The sequence below is a fragment of the Methylicorpusculum sp. genome (assembly GCF_030651835.1).
Classification (GTDB): domain Bacteria; phylum Pseudomonadota; class Gammaproteobacteria; order Methylococcales; family Methylomonadaceae; genus Methylicorpusculum.
In genome coordinates this window covers 34,807-52,048 of the sequence record NZ_JAUSBX010000031.1, presented here as the reverse complement: position 1 = coordinate 52,048, position 17,242 = coordinate 34,807, and the positions used below count along the sequence as shown (strand labels likewise).

General features: G+C 44.2%; 15 protein-coding genes. 6 read left to right on the top strand and 9 right to left on the bottom strand.

Going from position 1 to position 17,242, the window contains the following annotated elements; translation table 11 throughout:
* Positions 1-159: 159 nt before the first annotated feature.
* The 3 genes from Q7V32_RS03895 to hslO all read right to left on the bottom strand — a co-directional run bounded on the left by Q7V32_RS03895 (position 160) and on the right by hslO (position 3,861).
* Entirely contained in the window at positions 160-1,908 is a 1,749-nt protein-coding gene (locus Q7V32_RS03895) for an ABC transporter ATP-binding protein (RefSeq protein ID WP_304895676.1), read from the bottom strand.
* A 305-nt stretch (positions 1,909-2,213) separates the two neighbouring features.
* Positions 2,214-3,002: a hypothetical protein gene (locus tag Q7V32_RS03890; protein WP_304895675.1), complete on the bottom strand. Its 789-nt coding sequence runs from the start codon at positions 3,000-3,002 to the stop codon at positions 2,214-2,216.
* The gene (hslO, locus tag Q7V32_RS03885; RefSeq protein ID WP_304895674.1) at positions 2,989-3,861 is read right to left on the bottom strand and encodes an Hsp33 family molecular chaperone HslO; all 873 of its coding nucleotides are present in this window, start codon (positions 3,859-3,861) and stop codon (positions 2,989-2,991) included. Before hslO ends, Q7V32_RS03890 begins: the two co-directional genes overlap by 14 nt.
* 119 nt (positions 3,862-3,980) lie before the next feature.
* Here hslO and Q7V32_RS03880 point away from each other — a divergent pair, with 119 nt between their 5' ends.
* The 3 genes from Q7V32_RS03880 to smrA all read left to right on the top strand — a co-directional run bounded on the left by Q7V32_RS03880 (position 3,981) and on the right by smrA (position 6,074).
* Positions 3,981-4,463, top strand: a complete 483-nt coding sequence (locus Q7V32_RS03880; protein WP_304895673.1) for an MOSC domain-containing protein — start codon at positions 3,981-3,983, stop codon at positions 4,461-4,463.
* A gap of 69 nt (positions 4,464-4,532) precedes the next feature.
* On the top strand, positions 4,533-5,438 hold the full coding sequence (locus Q7V32_RS03875; protein WP_304895672.1) for a DMT family transporter: 906 nt from the start codon (positions 4,533-4,535) through the stop codon (positions 5,436-5,438).
* Positions 5,439-5,495: 57 nt separating this feature from the next.
* A complete protein-coding gene (smrA, locus tag Q7V32_RS03870) occupies positions 5,496-6,074 on the top strand; it encodes a DNA endonuclease SmrA (RefSeq protein WP_304895671.1) in 579 nt (192 codons plus the stop codon).
* Positions 6,075-6,216: 142 nt separating this feature from the next.
* Here the strand turns inward: smrA and Q7V32_RS03865 are convergent, their stop codons facing one another.
* A complete protein-coding gene (locus Q7V32_RS03865; protein WP_304895670.1) occupies positions 6,217-7,809 on the bottom strand; it encodes a SulP family inorganic anion transporter in 1,593 nt (530 codons plus the stop codon).
* A gap of 675 nt (positions 7,810-8,484) precedes the next feature.
* Between Q7V32_RS03865 and corA the strand changes: the two genes are divergently transcribed.
* Positions 8,485-9,474: a magnesium/cobalt transporter CorA gene (corA, locus tag Q7V32_RS03860; RefSeq protein ID WP_304895669.1), complete on the top strand. Its 990-nt coding sequence runs from the start codon at positions 8,485-8,487 to the stop codon at positions 9,472-9,474.
* A gap of 296 nt (positions 9,475-9,770) precedes the next feature.
* Positions 9,771-11,129 (top strand): HD-GYP domain-containing protein, encoded by a 1,359-nt coding sequence (locus Q7V32_RS03855; RefSeq protein ID WP_304895668.1) that lies wholly within the window; start codon positions 9,771-9,773, stop codon positions 11,127-11,129.
* Positions 11,130-11,273: 144 nt separating this feature from the next.
* Here Q7V32_RS03855 and lexA read toward each other — a convergent pair whose 3' ends face one another.
* On the bottom strand, positions 11,274-11,918 hold the full coding sequence (gene lexA / locus Q7V32_RS03850) for a transcriptional repressor LexA (RefSeq protein ID WP_304895667.1): 645 nt from the start codon (positions 11,916-11,918) through the stop codon (positions 11,274-11,276).
* Between the two features lie 200 nt (positions 11,919-12,118).
* On the opposite strand from lexA, the gene Q7V32_RS03845 reads away from it, so the two are divergent.
* A complete protein-coding gene (locus Q7V32_RS03845; protein ID WP_304895666.1) occupies positions 12,119-13,291 on the top strand; it encodes a M20 aminoacylase family protein in 1,173 nt (390 codons plus the stop codon).
* A gap of 68 nt (positions 13,292-13,359) precedes the next feature.
* Here Q7V32_RS03845 and ribA read toward each other — a convergent pair whose 3' ends face one another.
* The 4 genes from ribA to Q7V32_RS03825 form a co-directional block, all read right to left on the bottom strand.
* Positions 13,360-13,977, bottom strand: coding sequence for a GTP cyclohydrolase II (gene ribA / locus Q7V32_RS03840; protein ID WP_304895665.1), 618 nt, complete (start codon positions 13,975-13,977; stop codon positions 13,360-13,362).
* 91 nt (positions 13,978-14,068) lie between these two features.
* A complete protein-coding gene (locus Q7V32_RS03835) occupies positions 14,069-16,228 on the bottom strand; it encodes an EAL domain-containing protein (RefSeq protein ID WP_304895664.1) in 2,160 nt (719 codons plus the stop codon).
* 9 nt (positions 16,229-16,237) lie between these two features.
* The gene (locus Q7V32_RS03830) at positions 16,238-16,855 is read right to left on the bottom strand and encodes a chemotaxis protein CheX (protein ID WP_304895663.1); all 618 of its coding nucleotides are present in this window, start codon (positions 16,853-16,855) and stop codon (positions 16,238-16,240) included.
* Positions 16,845-17,198 carry a response regulator transcription factor gene (locus Q7V32_RS03825; protein ID WP_304895662.1) on the bottom strand — a complete coding sequence of 118 codons (354 nt, stop codon included), beginning with the start codon at positions 17,196-17,198 and terminating at the stop codon, positions 16,845-16,847. The genes Q7V32_RS03830 and Q7V32_RS03825 overlap by 11 nt, the downstream gene beginning before the upstream one ends.
* Positions 17,199-17,242 lie beyond the last annotated feature (44 nt).

The following is a 17,242-nucleotide window of genomic DNA, read 5'->3' as shown; positions in this document are numbered from 1 at the left end:
GTCGGCATTTCCCCCACAGCACATAAATGAACTCTCGATACATCTTCTGCGTAACTTATAAACAAATACGTAACACGGACAATTTAATGATTTTTCAAGTCAAGACAAGCTTAAATCCGGTTTCATTATCGATATAGCTAAAATCAGCATGCGTTCAACTTACAAAAAACTACCGCTCTGGTGCTCCCACATTTGAAAATATTTACCCCGGATTTTAAGCAATCCCTGATGTGTGCCTTGCTCAATAATCCGGCCTTTCTCCATAACAACAATTCTATCCATTCGTAAAATAGTGGATAAGCGATGCGCGATGACAATCGCTGTCTTATTTTTAATCAGCTCAAACACAGCGACTTGAATCTGTTTCTCTGTCAGGGAATCAAGTGCACTGGTGGCTTCATCCAGCACAACAATAGGCGCATCCTCCAGAAATGCACGGGCAATCGCTATGCGTTGCCGCTCCCCGCCTGACAATTTAACGCCTCGCTCACCGACCAGCGTCTCTATTCCTTCAGGAAAGTTTTCAATAAATTCAAGACACTGCGCTTTTTTGACCACATCGGTTAACTCCGCATCGGTCACAGGCCGACCCAGCGTAATGTTATCCCTGACCGAACGATGAAACAGCTCCGGTTGCTGAGGTATCAACGAAATTTGCCGCCGCAGAGACTCCAGTGTAAAGGCTCTGGCATCCATTCCGTCAAATTTTAAAGAACCTTTTTGCGGATCAACAAAACGGAACAACATTTTCGTCAATGTGGTTTTACCGGAGCCGGAATGCCCCACTAAAGCCACTTTTTCGCCGGGTCGCACTTCAAGAGAAAAATCTTTAAATAAGCTGGACCGGACTTCGCTTGACTCTGAATAGCTGAAATCAACCGAATCAAAATGAATTTCACCTTTCTTAATCTGCAAAGGCTTGGCGCCCTCTACATCAACCTCTAAATCAGTGCATCTGAATACCTCCGCCATTTCTGCAGCATCCGCTAAAGCACTGAAAAACGTCCGGAAATTACGGCCAAAATCCCATAAACGATGAATCAGCAGCATAAAAATGGATTGAAACAACACAAATTCGCCGACTTCAAAATGGCCTTTTTTCCACTTCTGAATCATCAGGTACACCAGCAACAATTCCATACCCAACGCCATCATTCCTTGAATGGCGAAGGAAATAAACATCAAAATCCAGGCAATTTTCTTTTTCTTATACACCCCATCGGAAGCCTGATTAATCTGCGCTTGCTCAGTGGCTTCCATCGCAAAACTTTTTACTATGGATATATTACTGATCGCATCCGAATAAACGCCCCCGACCTTGGAATCCCCCTCTGCAACAGCCTTATCAAAACGCAGTTTCCACAAGGAAAAAACAACACTCCACCCGACAAAAACAATAACCCACACTAAAAAATATAAAGCGAATTCCGGCTGTTGCTGATAAAAAATAACAAACGAGACTATAACTGCGAGACTGTTTTGATAGAGCTGAAATAAAAACCAGTCCATTACAATCTCGAATGAACGTGAGAAACGTCCTGCCTGCTTGACTAGACTGCCTGAAAATTGATTCTCAAAAAAGCCATATTTCTGTTTTTTCAACACCTCGAAACAACGTTTTTCCAGCAGATTAACGCCTCCGCCGTCCAAAGGAATAATGGCCACTTCCAAAAAACGCCAGGATAACCAGATGCAGGCATAAAGAAGAGCAACCCATCCGAGATTATGTATGACTGTCTCAAAAACACTTTCCGAATAAGGCTGCGCCAAGCCATTGGCAATGTTCTTATAAAAAACCGAGACATAAACATCCATACTGACTGACGCTCCCAGAGCGATCAAGGCCAACAGAAAATAGCCTTTTTTCTGCCAGATAACGCGGCCGTATTCTTTAAATATGATATCCATGGTGTGTATACTTAAAATTAGCGAAACAGGGCGTGTAACCCTTGACTGGATTGGCTTTTACCCTGACTTTTAGCTTGCCGGCATGGGCGGGCACAAAGGCGGAAGATAGGTTTGAAAAAAAGTCCCGAATATTGATTTTTCAGGTAGGGCAGAATTTAAGTGTAGGTGCTTGATTTCAAAGGACGCATAAATACGTCCTTGTTGCAGAAGCCTTTTCAATCAATCACCTACACCCTCAATTCCAAGCGGGCGAGTAGTTACGAAGCAGTTATTTTTGGGCAAATTTTAAATAGCGGCGATAAGCACTAGGAATGTGCAGCAACATTCTCAATATATTTCCGATAGCTTATTGAAATTTTAAGCCCTGCAAAACGCCCCGACATTTTTATCAGTTCATCGGTTGACTTATCAAATGTTAATTTGATTACGCTTAAAGCCCTGTCTTCATAACCTTTATTAATGCCTAATGAATCAAGCAAAAAATGATACACATAAATTTCATTTTCCTTGTCATCGATTATTTCAAGTGGCGTTCCCAATTGCTTAACAACGTTGGCTTTTTTAGGTAAATCTGCGGAAATTTTATCGATATGGTCGGTATTGGCCCGTAATTGTTTGCTGTCCTTATTAATTTCAGCTCCGGCTAACGACCGCAGCGAAACTTCCAAAAACTGAGGGGGTGCAATTTGCAAAAATAACGATGAGAAACCCCAGGAATAAAGCTGGTCCAACGCATTAAAATGCAGGTCAAAATAAAATTTTATTTCGGGCTCGATCAGCTTGTTATTCTTGTCCACTTTATGAAACCAATAGCGCCAGCGTTTGCCATTGTCTTCCTGATCCACCTCGCTGGAACGAAGCCCGGATAAAGAAATAAAGTCTTCGCTGAACATGATCGGTTTTTTAAAACTCAACAAAAATTCATCAGCCACTTCAATGCCAAAGTGTTTATCGAACTCGTCCAGCTGCTGATAGGTTTGAAAGGCTCTGAGCCAGTAAAGGCAGCCCGTCAAGGTGCTAATGATGACTAACAGGCTGATCAATCTAACCAGACGATGGGCTTTTGGGTAATTGCTCTTGTTAATGTTTCGCATTCGAAGCACCTCCGGACAATTTTAAATTTGCAAACAGGTTTTCTATATCGATACTGTCAAAACGGTATCGCCTGCCACAAAACTCACAGTCCACGTCAATTTGACCGTACTCATCCAAAATACCGGCCAATTCTTCTTTCCCCATCGAAAATAAGGTATTTTCAATTTTCTCAACGGAACAAGAGCATTCAAATTCAACCGGTTCGCAGGGATAAAGCTTAACTTTTTCCTGATGAAATAAGCGGAATAATAAAGATTCACAGTCCAATTCATGCAATTCGGACATCTTGAGCGTATTTACCAATATTTCAATCCGGTTCCAATCCTCACGATCAAGATTTTGACCCGGCAGTTCCTGCAATAACAAACCTACGGCACTGTTCTCATCCGCGCTTAACCAAAGCCGGGTATTGAGTTGCTCGGAATGTTTAAAATAACTCTCTACGGCATCGCTTAAACGTTCTCCCACTAATGGTACAACGCCTTGATAAGGATCGTTGGCTTCAGCTTTAATCGTTAAGATAAGGTGGCCATCGCCAAACAAATGCTCCAGAGAACCTGCCGGAACTTCTGCTTCTGAACGAACCAGGCCTCTGATTTTCTGCTGATCAGATGCCTGAGCAACCAGCGTTTTAAATGGACCGTTGCCTTGAGCCTGCAGAATGATTGAACCTTTGAACTTTATCGTGGCAGATAACATCGTCGCGGCAACCAATGCCTCGCCCAGCATAAAAACAACCTGATCAGGCCCTTGCTGATGTTGTTTTATCGCTAACCAACTTTGCTCAAGCCTGACCCATTCCCCTCTGATACCAAAATCTTCAAATAAAAACCGGCGCAAACAATCATTTTCTTTCATAACAAGGTCTAACTATAAACAAAACAGCTCTCATTATAATCTAATAGAAACTGAACCCTTGCCTAACATCTCATTTCCGATACGATAATCAACCGTGATTAAATTTGGATATCTCTTTAATGTTAACGATAAATAATCTTGCCAATGCTTATCCAAAAAACGGAGAACTGGTCTGGATAGGGCTAAGACCGGGTAAAAAAATGCCGCTGGTGCCGGTTGAGGAGGTACAGGCAGATATTGCTTGCGGGCTTGTCGGCGATCACTACAACGGTAAAAAAGGAACCCGGCAGGTGACCTTATTTCAATGGGAGCATCTTGCTGTGCTATCGGCATTATTGGACAAACCCGTCGAACCTGAACAATTGCGCCGAAATTTAGTGATTAAAGGCCTAAACCTGCTGCCCCTTAAACAGCGAAAAATAACCATCGGCAATACAGTGCTGCTGGTAACAGGCGCATGCCATCCTTGTTCCAGAATGGAAACAGCGCTAGGCGAAGGCGCTTACAATGCTATGAGAGGACATGGCGGAATGACGGCGCAAGTACTGGCCGGTGGCCTATTGAAGAGAGGTGATCCGGTGTCAGTAGTAACGGAGACCTAACTGACTAAGCCGAAAGACCTTTTAAAACTAACAATCATCACGATGCTTTCAGCACATTCTGGCTAATCATTGAAAATTAAAAACACGGCCGCATCCGGTATTTTCCTGGTTCTGATGGGCGCCTTGGGCTTTTCCACCAAATCGATATTTGTAAAGTCGGCCTATCAGGTTTCCGGACAACTGGATGCCATCAGCCTGCTCGCGTTAAGAATGCTGTTTTCTTTGCCTATTTTTTTGTTAATCGGCCTCTGGCAGCAAAAGAAACACAGGCCCAATCAATCGCTGAGTAAAAAAACAGTCATTCAATTATTTGCGTTGGGCTTCGCCGGTTATTATTTGGCGAGTTACCTTGATTTTAAAGGCTTACAGTTCATTTCAGCCGGCCTGGAACGCGTGTTGCTATTTTTATATCCCACGTTTGTCGTGCTGTTTTCGGCGTTATTGCAAAGACGCTGGATCAAAACCAGAGAATTTCTCGCTTTACTGTTTTGCTATGGCGGACTGGTCTGCGTCTTTGCGGATAACCTGACCGTCAAAACCCCGGATTGGTTGTTTGGATCCTTACTGGTTTTAGGCAGTGCCGTTGTTTTCGCCGGTTTTACCATGGGTAGCGGCGCAATGATCAAAATAGTAGGCTCGGCCCGATTTACCACCTACACCATGAGCATAGCGGGATTCCTGGTTTTACTTCACTTTAGCCTGACTTCCGGAACACATTTGCTCGATTTTCCATTCAAGCTATATTGGCTGGTAATACTGATGGCTCTTTTTTCCACGGTATTGCCGGCATACGCCATGAATGCGGGCATACTTAGAATCGGCGCCAGTTCAGCATCAATCATCAGTTCCATAGGTCCCATCGTGACGCTATTACTGGCTTACGTATTTTTAAACGAGGCCATTTCATGGTTACAGTTATCAGGCACTGTACTGGTGATTATTGGCGTTTTTGTGGTCAGCAGACCTGGAAATTGAAAACTTTTGCATCATAAATTATTCTAAACCCTGACAACTGCATACGAGGTTTTTCAGATGATGACTCAAGAACTGGAATTATTTAAGCATGTCATGCACGATGTTATACCTATCAAAAAGAATGAAACAGTAGTGCTCAAAAAGCCGGAAGAGGCGACACCCGGTCAACAATACCGGCATCAAAAAGCGCAGTATTCAGCACAGGAAATCCAGGGTCCTTTATCGTTAGTATTGAGAAACACTCTGCAAGCCGACGACTGGATCAGCTATAAACGTGATGGCATTCAAACAGGCGTCTTCAAAAACGTCAGGCTGGGCCACTATCCGCACGAAGCCGTTCTTAACCTGATCCGTAAGTCTCCGAAAGAAGCCCGGGACGAATTATTGCAGTTCATGAATGAATGCGAGGAATGCAATATTCGCAGTGTTCTGATCAGTTTTGGTCACGGAAGAAATAGCGGGACATTGCTTAAAAGTTATCTGGCCCAATGGCTTCCCGAACTGAAACAGGTTCAGGCCTGCCATACTGCTCAAAAACAGCATGGCGGCTCTGGCGCTGTGTATGTCTTGCTACGTAAAAGTGAAGCCATGCGGGCAGAAAATCGCGAGCGACACGCAGCCCGTCTGGGCGGTTAAAAGTCACTTTTTTGGTATCTGCTATTGAGTGAGGTGTTTGATAAAAAGACTTCTGCAACAGGGATGTTGCAGAGTGTCACAAAGACTGACTAAAAGACAAACAGGGATGCGGGTCTTTCGCCGACTGAGCTTGGCTTATTCATTATCTGTCATCTTCTGTCATTAGCCTGGCAGAAAGCTCATGATCAGAGAAGGTCTCCAAGGCTTTGCCGACGATTTTGCAATGCCCTCCCTGAGCCTTATAGTTGCGAATAAAATCATGTAAAAAGTCCATCACGGTATGATCAATCAGATAACCTTCCGTGAAATCAAAAATGATCGTTTGTCCCGATTCAAGCTCTAACAGCGCTTTTTTTAACTGCAGATAATTTGAAAAAAGCGCCGATCCCTGCAGTCTGAAAATCAACGTATTCTGGTATTGTTCTTCTATCGTAAAGTAGATTTTGAACAAATTACGCAGCCAAACGCCCCGAAACAGATTAATCATCAACTTGAGCACTATCCCCAGCGCGACCCCCAGCAATAAATCAGTCGCTAAAACCCCGATAATTGTCACTACAAATATCAATAACTGGTCTTTGCCAACATTCAGCACACTGGCAAAAGTAGCAGGCGAAGCCAGACGATAACCGGTATAGACTAATAACGCCGCCAATGACGCCATTGGAATGTTATTGATCAAGTGAGGAAACAAAACGACAACCAGTAACAACAACAAGCCATGAAAAAAATTGGACCACCCGGTTTTTGCTCCATGACTGACATTCTCCGAACTTCTGACGATTTCAGCTATCATTGGAAGACCGCCTATTGCTCCGGCCACAATATTTCCGATTCCAACAGCGGTTAAATCACGATCAAGATCGGAACTGCGTTTATAAGGATCCAGCTTATCGACAGCCGTTGTACTTAGCAAAGTTTCAATACTCCCTATCAGACTGATTGTGATCACGGCCTCCCAAAAGGCGACACTGAACAGTTTGGAAAAATCGGGCACATAAAAGTCAGCCGTGAAATTGTCGGAGATCGATACCAAATAGCTTGTGCCGTTTTCCACCGCATCCTGATCCAGATTGAAATGCCAGGCGAACAGCATGCCTGTCAATACTACGATGACAGGCGAAGGAATTTTACTCTTGATTAACGGCCAGCTAATCAGTATCAGCAAGCCTAAAAAGCCGATTAGGGCAATTTCCGGTTTCATGCTGAATAAGCTGTGTGGAATCTGCAGTATCGTTGAAAAAAGGCTGCCCGGTTCTGGTGTTACACCCAGCATGACATGGCTTTGAGTCGCGATAATGATCAACCCTATTGCTGCAAGCATGCCATGGACAACCGATGCGGGAAAAAAGGCATTCAGCTGACCCAACCTGAATTTTCCCATCAAAAACTGAAGAATGCCGGCAACCACAATCGCGGCCAAGGTATAACGGTAACCGGCCAGTGCGTCACCCTCTCCCAGCTTTTGCACTGCATCAAAAATCACCACAATCAGTCCGGCAGCCGGTCCATTAATCGTCAGATGTGAGCCGCTAATCCGGGAAACCAGCAAACCTCCGACAATTGCCGTGATAATGCCCGCCGATGGAGGAAAGCCTGAAGCCAGCGAAACGCCGAGGCATAATGGTAAAGCGATAAGAAACACCAGAAAACCGGACAGTAAATCAGTACGCCAGTGTTCAATTAATCCGGGCACTCCTGTTTTGGGTAGATTCGACAGATAGGGCTTATTCATGCAGTTCCTCGTTGAGATAAACAGACCGATAGCAGCTTTTAATGCTCCAACCTGATAAAAAGTAAAGACGTTGCATTATGGCCAGCAATTGCCAGTTTGAACTTTTAATGTGGCTTGGAGGGTAGGCGAAAGCCTTGCGAGGAACGCCGTAGATCCATCCGTGGAGGCTTGACGGCAGCATCCCTGCTGCCGATATCCCCGCAAAGCTTACGCCTACCCTTTATTATCATCAAACTGGGAATTGCTGCATTATGGCGGTTTGTTACTTTTAATACCAACAGCGAGTTTCTTCGGCTCAGCAATTTCCAGTTTGAGCTTTTTTGTAGCTTTGAGGTGTACCGTAAGCCTTGCAAGAAGCGTCGTAAACCCATCCATGAGGGCTTGACGGCAGCATCCCTGCTGCCAACATCCTCGCAAAACTTACGTTTCCCTTTTTCCAAAGGGGAAATTGCCGGATTATTAGCATCAATAGAAATTAACGCGTATCTGCCTTTTATTGGATGTAGGTAGTTAATTGAAAAGGCTTCTGTAACAGGGACGTATTGATGTGTCTTTTGAAATCAAGCGCCTACGCCCTCAATTCAAAGTGGGCGAGTAGTTACATTAACGTTACAATCCATCGATTGTAAAATAGACTGCGCAAGCATCTGCCAAACCACCAATAGGAAACTGTTCTTGAACGATACTATCGATAACAACATGGTTATGAAATGCGTAGCTTATCAACGAGGTGTCAGCTTAGGCGATATCGGCATCGAAGACATTAGCGAAGTGATCAAACAGCCCGATACATTTGTATGGCTTGGCTTACGCGAACTCGATGCCGCTTTGCTCGGCAAGATTCAGGAAGAATTTGGGCTGCATGATCTGGCAGTAGAAGATGCACTGTCCGCTCATCAACGGCCAAAAATCGAGGAATACGGCGATTCCCTTTTTATCGTATTGCATACCGCAAGTCTCGGGGATGACTGTGTCGATTTCGGGGAAACCCATTTTTTTGTCGGCAATCATTTTCTGGTTACGGTTCGCCATGGCTCTACATTAAGCCACAACAAAATCCGGGCACGCTGCGAAGCGTCACCGCTTCAATTAGCCAAAGGCCCCGGTTTTGCTCTTTACGCCATCATGGATTTTATCGTCGACAACTATGTTCCGGTGCTGGAAGGCCTACAGACACGGTTTGATACACTTGAATCGGCCATTTTTCAGCATCATCCCAGCCTTCAGACCATGGAGGGTTTGTACGAATTAAAACGCGAATTGCTGCAAATGCAAGGCGTGATTTTACCCGTGATAGATATTTGCAATGTCTTGATGCATTTTCATAATGTCGACATCCCCAAAGACGTGCGATTGTATTTTCGGGATATCGCCGATCATATCAAACGGATTGACCGCGCCATTGAAAGCATGCGCGAAATGCTGATCGCAGCCATGCATGTGCATCTGACTTTTGTCACCGTCAGACAAAACGAAGTGGTTAAACGGCTTGCCGGCTGGGGCGCAATTTTGGCAATTCCAACCATGGTATTTAGTTGGTACGGCATGAACTTCAAACATATGCCGGAGCTGGAATGGACTTACAGCTACCCCTTGCTGATCGGCGGCGTCATCTTTGCCAGCTTGCTGTTATTTTTACGCTTGAAGCGATCCGGCTGGTTGTAGGTTTTTCTCACTGACTCAAAGGTAAAGGTATCTGCCTGAACCTGGACCCTCACTTTTTCTCAGTTGATTTGCCCAAACTATTGAACGAAAAGCCATTTAACCTATCTTCGTCATTCATTTAAAATAATACCTATATATCAATAGATTAAACTGCGGCACTTTTCTGGTTGGCACTACTGATTTTCGCAACCGTATGCCACCAATAAAATTCTAAGGACATTAACATTCAATTTTCGAGTAGTTGCCTATAATTTAGTTTTTTCTAATGCTGTCAACGGCAAAGGTATTACAACTTTATGAATGAATCAGACCTTGATTTATTTGCAACATCCATCGACTTGATAGAAATTAATGTAAAAGACCTAAAAGTCGGCATGTATGTATCAATGCTTGACAGACCCTGGCTTGAAACCAGTTTTGTATTTCAGGGTTTTGAGTTAAAGAACGAAGATGACATAGAGGCCGTTCAAAGCCAATGTGACTCCGTGTTCATCGATATCACCAAACAGGCAAAAATTCCTCCTGCGTATTCCAAAGATACGGCTTACTCCAAAGGCTATCTGGAAAAGCTGCCCCCCCCTGAAAAGCACTCGACTTTTGCCCAGGAAATCAAGAATGCCGAGTATGTCCATCGTAAAACCAGTAGCCTGATCAAAAGCTTCATGCAGCAGGTTCAACTGGTTGGAACGATCAATACCGAACTGGCAAAACAGGCCGTCGCCGAATGCGTGGAAAGCGTCATCAATTCACCCGATGCGTTGATCTGGATGACACAATTAAAAAATCGCGATGAATACACGGCTCAACATTCCATGAACGTCTGCATCTTTGCCATTGCCTTGGGACGACATATCCATCTTCCGATCAGTGAATTACATAACCTGGGGTTTTGCGGGATGATGCATGATATGGGCAAGATGCGCGTCCCTCTGGATATCCTGAATAAACCAGGAAAGCTGACCCCTGAAGAAATGACCATCATGCAAAGCCATACGACGATGGGATGGAAGTTGCTCATGTCATCTCCCGGTATGTACGGCGGCGCTATTGATGTTGCATACTCCCATCATGAACGCCTGGATGGTAACGGCTATCCTAGGAAATTGACTGATAATGAGATATCGCCGTTCACCCGTATCGTTTCGATTGTAGATATGTACGATGCCATCAGCAGTGATCGTGTCTATCAAAACGGCAGGACGCATCTTGAGACCATCAGCGTGATGACAAAAGTCAGCGGAACTCACCTTGATTCCGCGTTAACGATAAAATTTATTGAATGTCTCGGAATTTATCCAGCAGGAAGCATTGTGGAGATGAATACAGGAGAAGTCGGCATTGTCGTTGAAGTAAACCCCAAAGCCAAGATCCGTCCAAAAATCATCCTGCTATTGAATGAAAATAAAAAACCGGTAAGGGAACGCCTGATTGATCTGACAAAACTGGATCTGGACGCCACCGGCCACAACTATTCGATAAGAAAAATTGTCCGGCCCGAAACTTACAATATCGATATTAATCGGTATTACCAGAGAGGACTACTCAGCGTTATATGTCGACCCGCAAGCGCATTTTTAGCCTGCAGGTCGTCCAGGCAGTATTCACCAATTCAGACCTATCAACAAGAATACAACGATAACCGCCAGGTTGGTTAAATGTTGAGCAACCTCCTGAACAGTCAGACGTTTCTCACCCATGATATCTTTAATACGGTCATGTACCTGATCTTGCATATGTGTACGTGGCATCATTGTCATTTCCTCTTAAGTTATCAGAAACAAAACTTCGGAATTCAAGCATTACAACTTTTTTGTATAACTTCGCATCTGACCCACCAAAATACCCTGAACCTCTACCTGATGAGGCTGAAAATGCATAGGTTGCAGGGTTTGATTGGCAGGAATCAAAATAGTTTCACGGGGCGTTTGCAGAATATGTTTCAGCGTCGCTTCCGTTTTGTCGATCAAGGCAACTACAATATCTCCGTTATTGGCATGATTGCGTTGTTCAATGACCACCCAGTCGCCATCCAATATGCCATCATCGATCATCGAGTCCCCCCTGACTTGCAGGATATAACAACGGTTTTCTGTTTTTAACTGGGCCGGCACCTGCATATATTCGACATTTTCCACCGCTTCTATCGGAACCCCGGCGGCTATAGCGCCAACAAACGGCACACCCAAATCATCAATTAAAGCGGCAGATTGCGTTTTTAAAGCCAGTTTAGTGAGGCGGACACCCCGCTGTTTGCGGTTTGGTGCTTCAACAAGTCCTGCCTGAATAAGACCTTGTATATGCTTATGTAACGAACCGCGTGATTTAAGCCCCATGGCAAGGCATAATTCATCCAGCGTTGGAGGTTGGACAAAATGCGATTGATTTTCCAGCAAGAAATCGAGCACGTCCTGTTGTTTACGGGTAAGAAAAGAGTAATCATTCATTGTCATTTGTTCTCTATTGGTTTTTATCAATCATAATTAAAGAACAAAAAGAGAACAAGTTTTTATTTTAAAATTTTTACTATTTTGTTATCAGGGCAAAGTAATATATTGTTTTTATTGATCTAATTTTTCATACATCATCACACTTCCAGTAAATCAATCACCCTCGCCTGGCAATACAAGCCTTTTGGAGAAACACAATGACTATCGCCGACGCCATAAACGAAATGCATGAGGAAATGAAGCGCTGGCGGCATCATCTTCATCAGTTTCCGGAGACGGCCTACGAGGAGAAAGAAACGGCTGCATTTATTGCTGAGAAATTGCGCTCATTCGGCCTGGAAGTTCACGAAGGACTGGGGCAAACCGGCGTGGTCGCACGTTTAACGTCAGGAGAAGGAGGGCGCTCCATCGCATTGCGAGCCGATATGGACGCCTTGTTTATTCAGGAACAAAACGCGTTTGCCCATAAATCAAAACATGACGGAAAAATGCATGCCTGCGGTCATGACGGACATACGAGCATGCTGCTTGGGGCCGCTTCCTATCTAACTCGGCACCCGGACTTTAAGGGTACTGTGGTATTTATCTTTCAGCCTGCAGAAGAAGGGCGAGCCGGAGCCAAACAAATGATTGACGATGGCTTGTTCACGTTGTTTCCGGTTGATTATGTGTTTGGCATGCACAATTTTCACGATATCCCCGAAGGCCACTTCGCGATCAAGTCCGGACCCTTGATGGCGGCGTTCGATTGTTTTGAAATAAAACTAACCGGCCATGCAACCCACGCAGCCCTGCCGCACTCAGGCACCGATGCGATAGTCGCCTCGGCGCAATTGATTAACGCGCTGCAGACCATAGTGAGCAGAACCATTGATCCGGCTGATTCGGCAGTGGTCAGCATCACCCAAATACACGGCGGCAATACCTGGAATGCCTTACCAGGAGAAGTGATACTCAGGGGTACTTTCCGTTGTTTCAAGGAGGAGACTCAGGAGCTGATCACCCGAAAAATACGCCATTTAGTTGATTCGATCAGTTTAAGCGCGGGTATAAAAGGCGAGATTATTTTTAATCCTGAAAATCCAGGATATCCGGTAACGGTGAATACCCCGGATGCTACCGAATTCGCGCTGAATGCGGCATCAGCGGTGGTCGAAGCGGCACAGATACATAGAGAACCCACGCCCAGCATGGGCTCAGAAGATTTTGCATTCATGCTGAAGGAACGTCCGGGCTGTTACATCTGGATTGGTAATGGACCTTCAGCACACGGCTGTATGCTGCATAATCCGCATTACGATTTCAACGATGCCTTGTTGCCGGTAGGCGTGGCTTATTGGGTTAAATTGGTAGAAACGGTTTTAGTTTGATGTGTAGAAATGAGTCAAGCCGATAGCTGAAACGCGGCAGAGCCAACACTAAGAATACTCAGCGCAGTTCACTGCTCACTGTCATCATCCGGCAGTGACAGCAAATGATCCATTTTTGCCGCCTTGGTTTTGAGATAATCCAGATTATCCTGGTTAAACAACGGCTCGATGGCGATTCGACCGGCGACCTGAATACCCAATTTTTGCAGGTCTTTTATTTTCCTGGGGTTGTTGGTAATCAGCTTGATCGATGCAATTTTTAAATCCTGAATAATCAATGCTGCAATTGAATAATCCCGTTCATCGGCCAAGTGTCCCAGATGAATATTGGCGTCTACCGTATCCATTCCCTGATCCTGCAGATTATAAGCCTGCAATTTTTTCAGCAGGCCAATACCGCGGCCTTCCTGCCGCAAATAAATCAATACACCTTTGCCGGCTTCGCTGATAAGTTTGAGTGCCATGTCCAGTTGTTCTCCGCAATCACAGCGGCGAGAGCCCAACACATCTCCGGTAAAGCATTCCGAATGCATTCTGACCAGCACGTCTGACTGATCGGCCACCTGCCCTTTAACAAAAGCGACATGCTCTTTATTATCGATGCTGTTGCTGTAGTAATGTAAAACAAAGTCGCCGTAACGGGTAGGAATACGCGTCTGAACTAAATTTTCTAGGGTTGGTTTCACTTCAGGATGATAAATAACAAAAACAATTGATATTTTAACCAATTCGGCCAAGCTAACGTTAAAAAGTTTCCCAAGACTTGATCAGAACCGGTTAAACGGCAGGAGGAATGCCAAGAATATTATCCAGAGGATATGGAACGTGGACACCATAACCTTGCGCATAATCCACTCCAAGCTCTTCTAAAATCAGAATGATCGCATCATTTTCGGCAAATTCAGCGATTGTTTTTAAGCCCATGGCATGGCCTATCTGGTTAATGGTTTCTACAAAAGTGCGGTCTATAGCATTATCGGCAATGCCTTTTACAAAATAACCATCAATTTTTAAATAGTCGATCGGTAGTCTTCTCAGATAAGCAAATGAGGATAAACCGCTGCCAAAATCATCCAGGGCAATCTTGCAATTTTTCTCTTTCAACACATTAAAAAACCGCGTTGCTTTATCCAGATTGGCAATAGCAGCGGTTTCTGTGACTTCAAAACATAAATTAGCGGACAAATGAGGGTATGTATCTAATTTCGCAACAATATGCTCGATCAGGGAATCATTTGAGATGGACATACCTGAAAAATTAATCGAAAAAACCGGGAGTTCCTCGGCTGTTTTATGTTCAATGAGATTGAATACGTTATCAAATACCCAGCGATCTATACTGGACATCAAGTGGAACCGTTCAGCCGCAGGTAAAAATGCGCCCGGAGGAATTAGTTCGCCATTGCTGCCCCGCATCCGAATTAATACTTCATAATGCCCCGCAATATTCGTTACTGCCTTCAAGCTTTTAATGCATTGGCCATACAATTCAAATTGACCTTTATCCAGCGCATTTTGAATTCGTGAAATCCATTGCATTTCCTGCTGATGAGCCGACGCTCCGGTTTCATCCGACTCGTGAAAATGCACCCGATTACGCCCGCTGTCTTTCGCTTCATAACAGGCTGAATCGGCAGCGCTTAAAATTTCCGAGGCTTTTGCCTCCTTTCCGGTAATTTCGGTAATACCGATACTGACGCCAATCTTGAAAGTCTGCGAATGCCAAATAAACCGATAATTTTCAATGGCTTTTTGCATGGCATGAGCAATTTTTAAAGCCGCCTGCTTTTCACAACCTTCCAATAACACGCCAAATTCATCACCACCCAGGCGTGCCAGTAAATCTATTTTTCTGAGTTTCTGCTGAAAAATAGCACCTATATGCTTCAACAACTCATCACCGGCATCATGCCCGCAGGTATCATTAACTACTTTAAATTGATCCAGATCCATATAAAATAAATAATGCCGCTGCTTGAGCGTTCTGGCTTTTTCCAGTGACTGACCCAATCTGCTTTCAAATTCACGCCGATTGGCCAAACCGGTCAAAGGATCATGCAGTGCTTGCCAATTTAACTCGGCCGATAAAGCTCTAGACTCGGTAACGTCTCTAAAAACCAGGACGGATCCGAACAATTGCCCGTCCGAATTTCGGATAGGCGCTGTCGAATCAGTGACTGCATAGCGCTGGCCGTCGGCGCTAAGCAGGATATGATCGCTGTCATTAGTAATGATTGCATTTTGCCTGAGACACTCACAAACAGGGCACTTGACCGGCGTTTGAATACGCTCGTCGATCAATTTGAAAACATCAAGACATGACCGGTTTATGGCGTCTTCCTCAGAAATTCCGGTCAGTAATTCGGCGACCGGATTCATAGAAACAATCATGCCTTTTTCATCGGTCACAATGACCGCATCGGCAATAGAATCCAGCGTGACTTGAACCCGTTCTTTTTCTTCCGCCAATTTTTGCGATATGCATTTTGTTTCAAACACTTGTTCCAGCAATTGTTTGTCACGATTGGCAATCGAGCTGATATCGTCAATTTGTATGAGACAAAATGTCTTACCGTTAGCTCGTTTGAGCGGTTTGACCTTAATCGACTGTTGAATTGCCGATCCAAAAATAGATCTTAACGGCAAGGGTTTTTTATTCAGGTTACTGGAAATAAAGGATGACATGCCGTGGGATAAAGCCACTCTAATCGCCCGATCCAAACTGCCGTTAAGAATTTCGGGAAACACCTCGGTAAAGGATTTTGCCAATGCCGATTCCAATACGAAGCCGCAGTGCCTGGATACCCATGGATTCCATGTCACGATATTCTGGTTATGGTCCAGAACGATAAAACCGAATTCGCATGCATTAAAAACACTTTCGAAAATCCAGCTTTCATCTTCAAGATAACCTACATGAACTTTTATTTCTTTCATAGTCAGCTTCTACAATCCCATGTAAGCCGCAATGTTTTGTTTAAAAGTCTCCAGCGATTCAACATCCATCATAAACGATACATAACCCTGGACGCTTTTTTGATCTATCGCAAAATCCATATTCAACATCAAGACACAAGCATCCGTCTTATCGCCCGCCTTGTTCAAAATATTGGCAAAAGCACCCTTAACAAACTCCGGAATACTGCCTTGCATTTCTTTTTGGAACATATCCGCCATACTGCAAAGACAGCCATTAAGAATGACATTACCGATTTCAGTCATGGCCTCCTGTTCCATTTCGGTCAAATCGTGAAGCGAGATGTCCTGCTGCAATACAGCACGGACTAACTCCAGACTTTTTTCTTCAGGAAATAAAAGAAAAACATCTCCATCAAAAGAGCCGTTAAACTTCTGATGCACACCACTCACATCGGTTCGGTTTTTGGATTCAATTAATCGCAAGGCTTCCGCTTTTTTTACAAACTCAACGGCAGGGACAGACAAACGAACTTCTTCGTTCACCATCTCACTTAGCGCACTTGCCGCGTAACCCATACCAATATTGAGTATTTCGGCAAAGGCATCCCTGAAAAACTCATCACCATAATCATCGTTATCCAACATAATCTTTTATTTTGGTTTCAGTAATGGGCTTAGGAATAAAGTCAACCTTCAACTTTATGGCCAGCTTTTGAATTGCTTCTTGAACATTCGCCGTTAAAAAAGCAATTTTGGCATTAGGCAGCAGAGGTCTTATCACTTCAGCCGCAGGACCGCCTTCCATTACCGGCATGTTGTAATCGAGTAAAATAATATCAAACGCCTGTTCTTTCACCTTATCGATAGCCTCCTGTCCATTTTCAGCTTCCACCAAATGCCAGTCAGGATGAAGATCGCTAATAATCTTCTTTAGCATCAACCTTGACATCCGGCTGTCATCCACTATTAAACAAGTTGATTGTGACATTGTTTTACCCTTTTAGATTATCCAGACTAAAAAGGTAGCAGAAC

Coding starts and splice junctions, on each gene's coding strand:
- Q7V32_RS03830 (WP_304895663.1), bottom strand. CDS start 16,855: ATGTTGGATAACGATGATTATGGTGATGAGTTTTTCAGGGATGCCTTT.
- Q7V32_RS03835 (WP_304895664.1), bottom strand. CDS start 16,228: ATGAAAGAAATAAAAGTTCATGTAGGTTATCTTGAAGATGAAAGCTGG.
- lexA (WP_304895667.1), bottom strand. CDS start 11,918: ATGAATGATTACTCTTTTCTTACCCGTAAACAACAGGACGTGCTCGAT.
- Q7V32_RS03880 (WP_304895673.1), top strand. CDS start 3,981: ATGTTAACGATAAATAATCTTGCCAATGCTTATCCAAAAAACGGAGAA.
- Q7V32_RS03825 (WP_304895662.1), bottom strand. CDS start 17,198: ATGTCACAATCAACTTGTTTAATAGTGGATGACAGCCGGATGTCAAGG.
- hslO (WP_304895674.1), bottom strand. CDS start 3,861: ATGAAAGAAAATGATTGTTTGCGCCGGTTTTTATTTGAAGATTTTGGT.
- smrA (WP_304895671.1), top strand. CDS start 5,496: ATGATGACTCAAGAACTGGAATTATTTAAGCATGTCATGCACGATGTT.
- Q7V32_RS03890 (WP_304895675.1), bottom strand. CDS start 3,002: ATGCGAAACATTAACAAGAGCAATTACCCAAAAGCCCATCGTCTGGTT.
- Q7V32_RS03855 (WP_304895668.1), top strand. CDS start 9,771: ATGAATGAATCAGACCTTGATTTATTTGCAACATCCATCGACTTGATA.
- Q7V32_RS03895 (WP_304895676.1), bottom strand. CDS start 1,908: ATGGATATCATATTTAAAGAATACGGCCGCGTTATCTGGCAGAAAAAA.
- Q7V32_RS03845 (WP_304895666.1), top strand. CDS start 12,119: ATGACTATCGCCGACGCCATAAACGAAATGCATGAGGAAATGAAGCGC.
- Q7V32_RS03865 (WP_304895670.1), bottom strand. CDS start 7,809: ATGAATAAGCCCTATCTGTCGAATCTACCCAAAACAGGAGTGCCCGGA.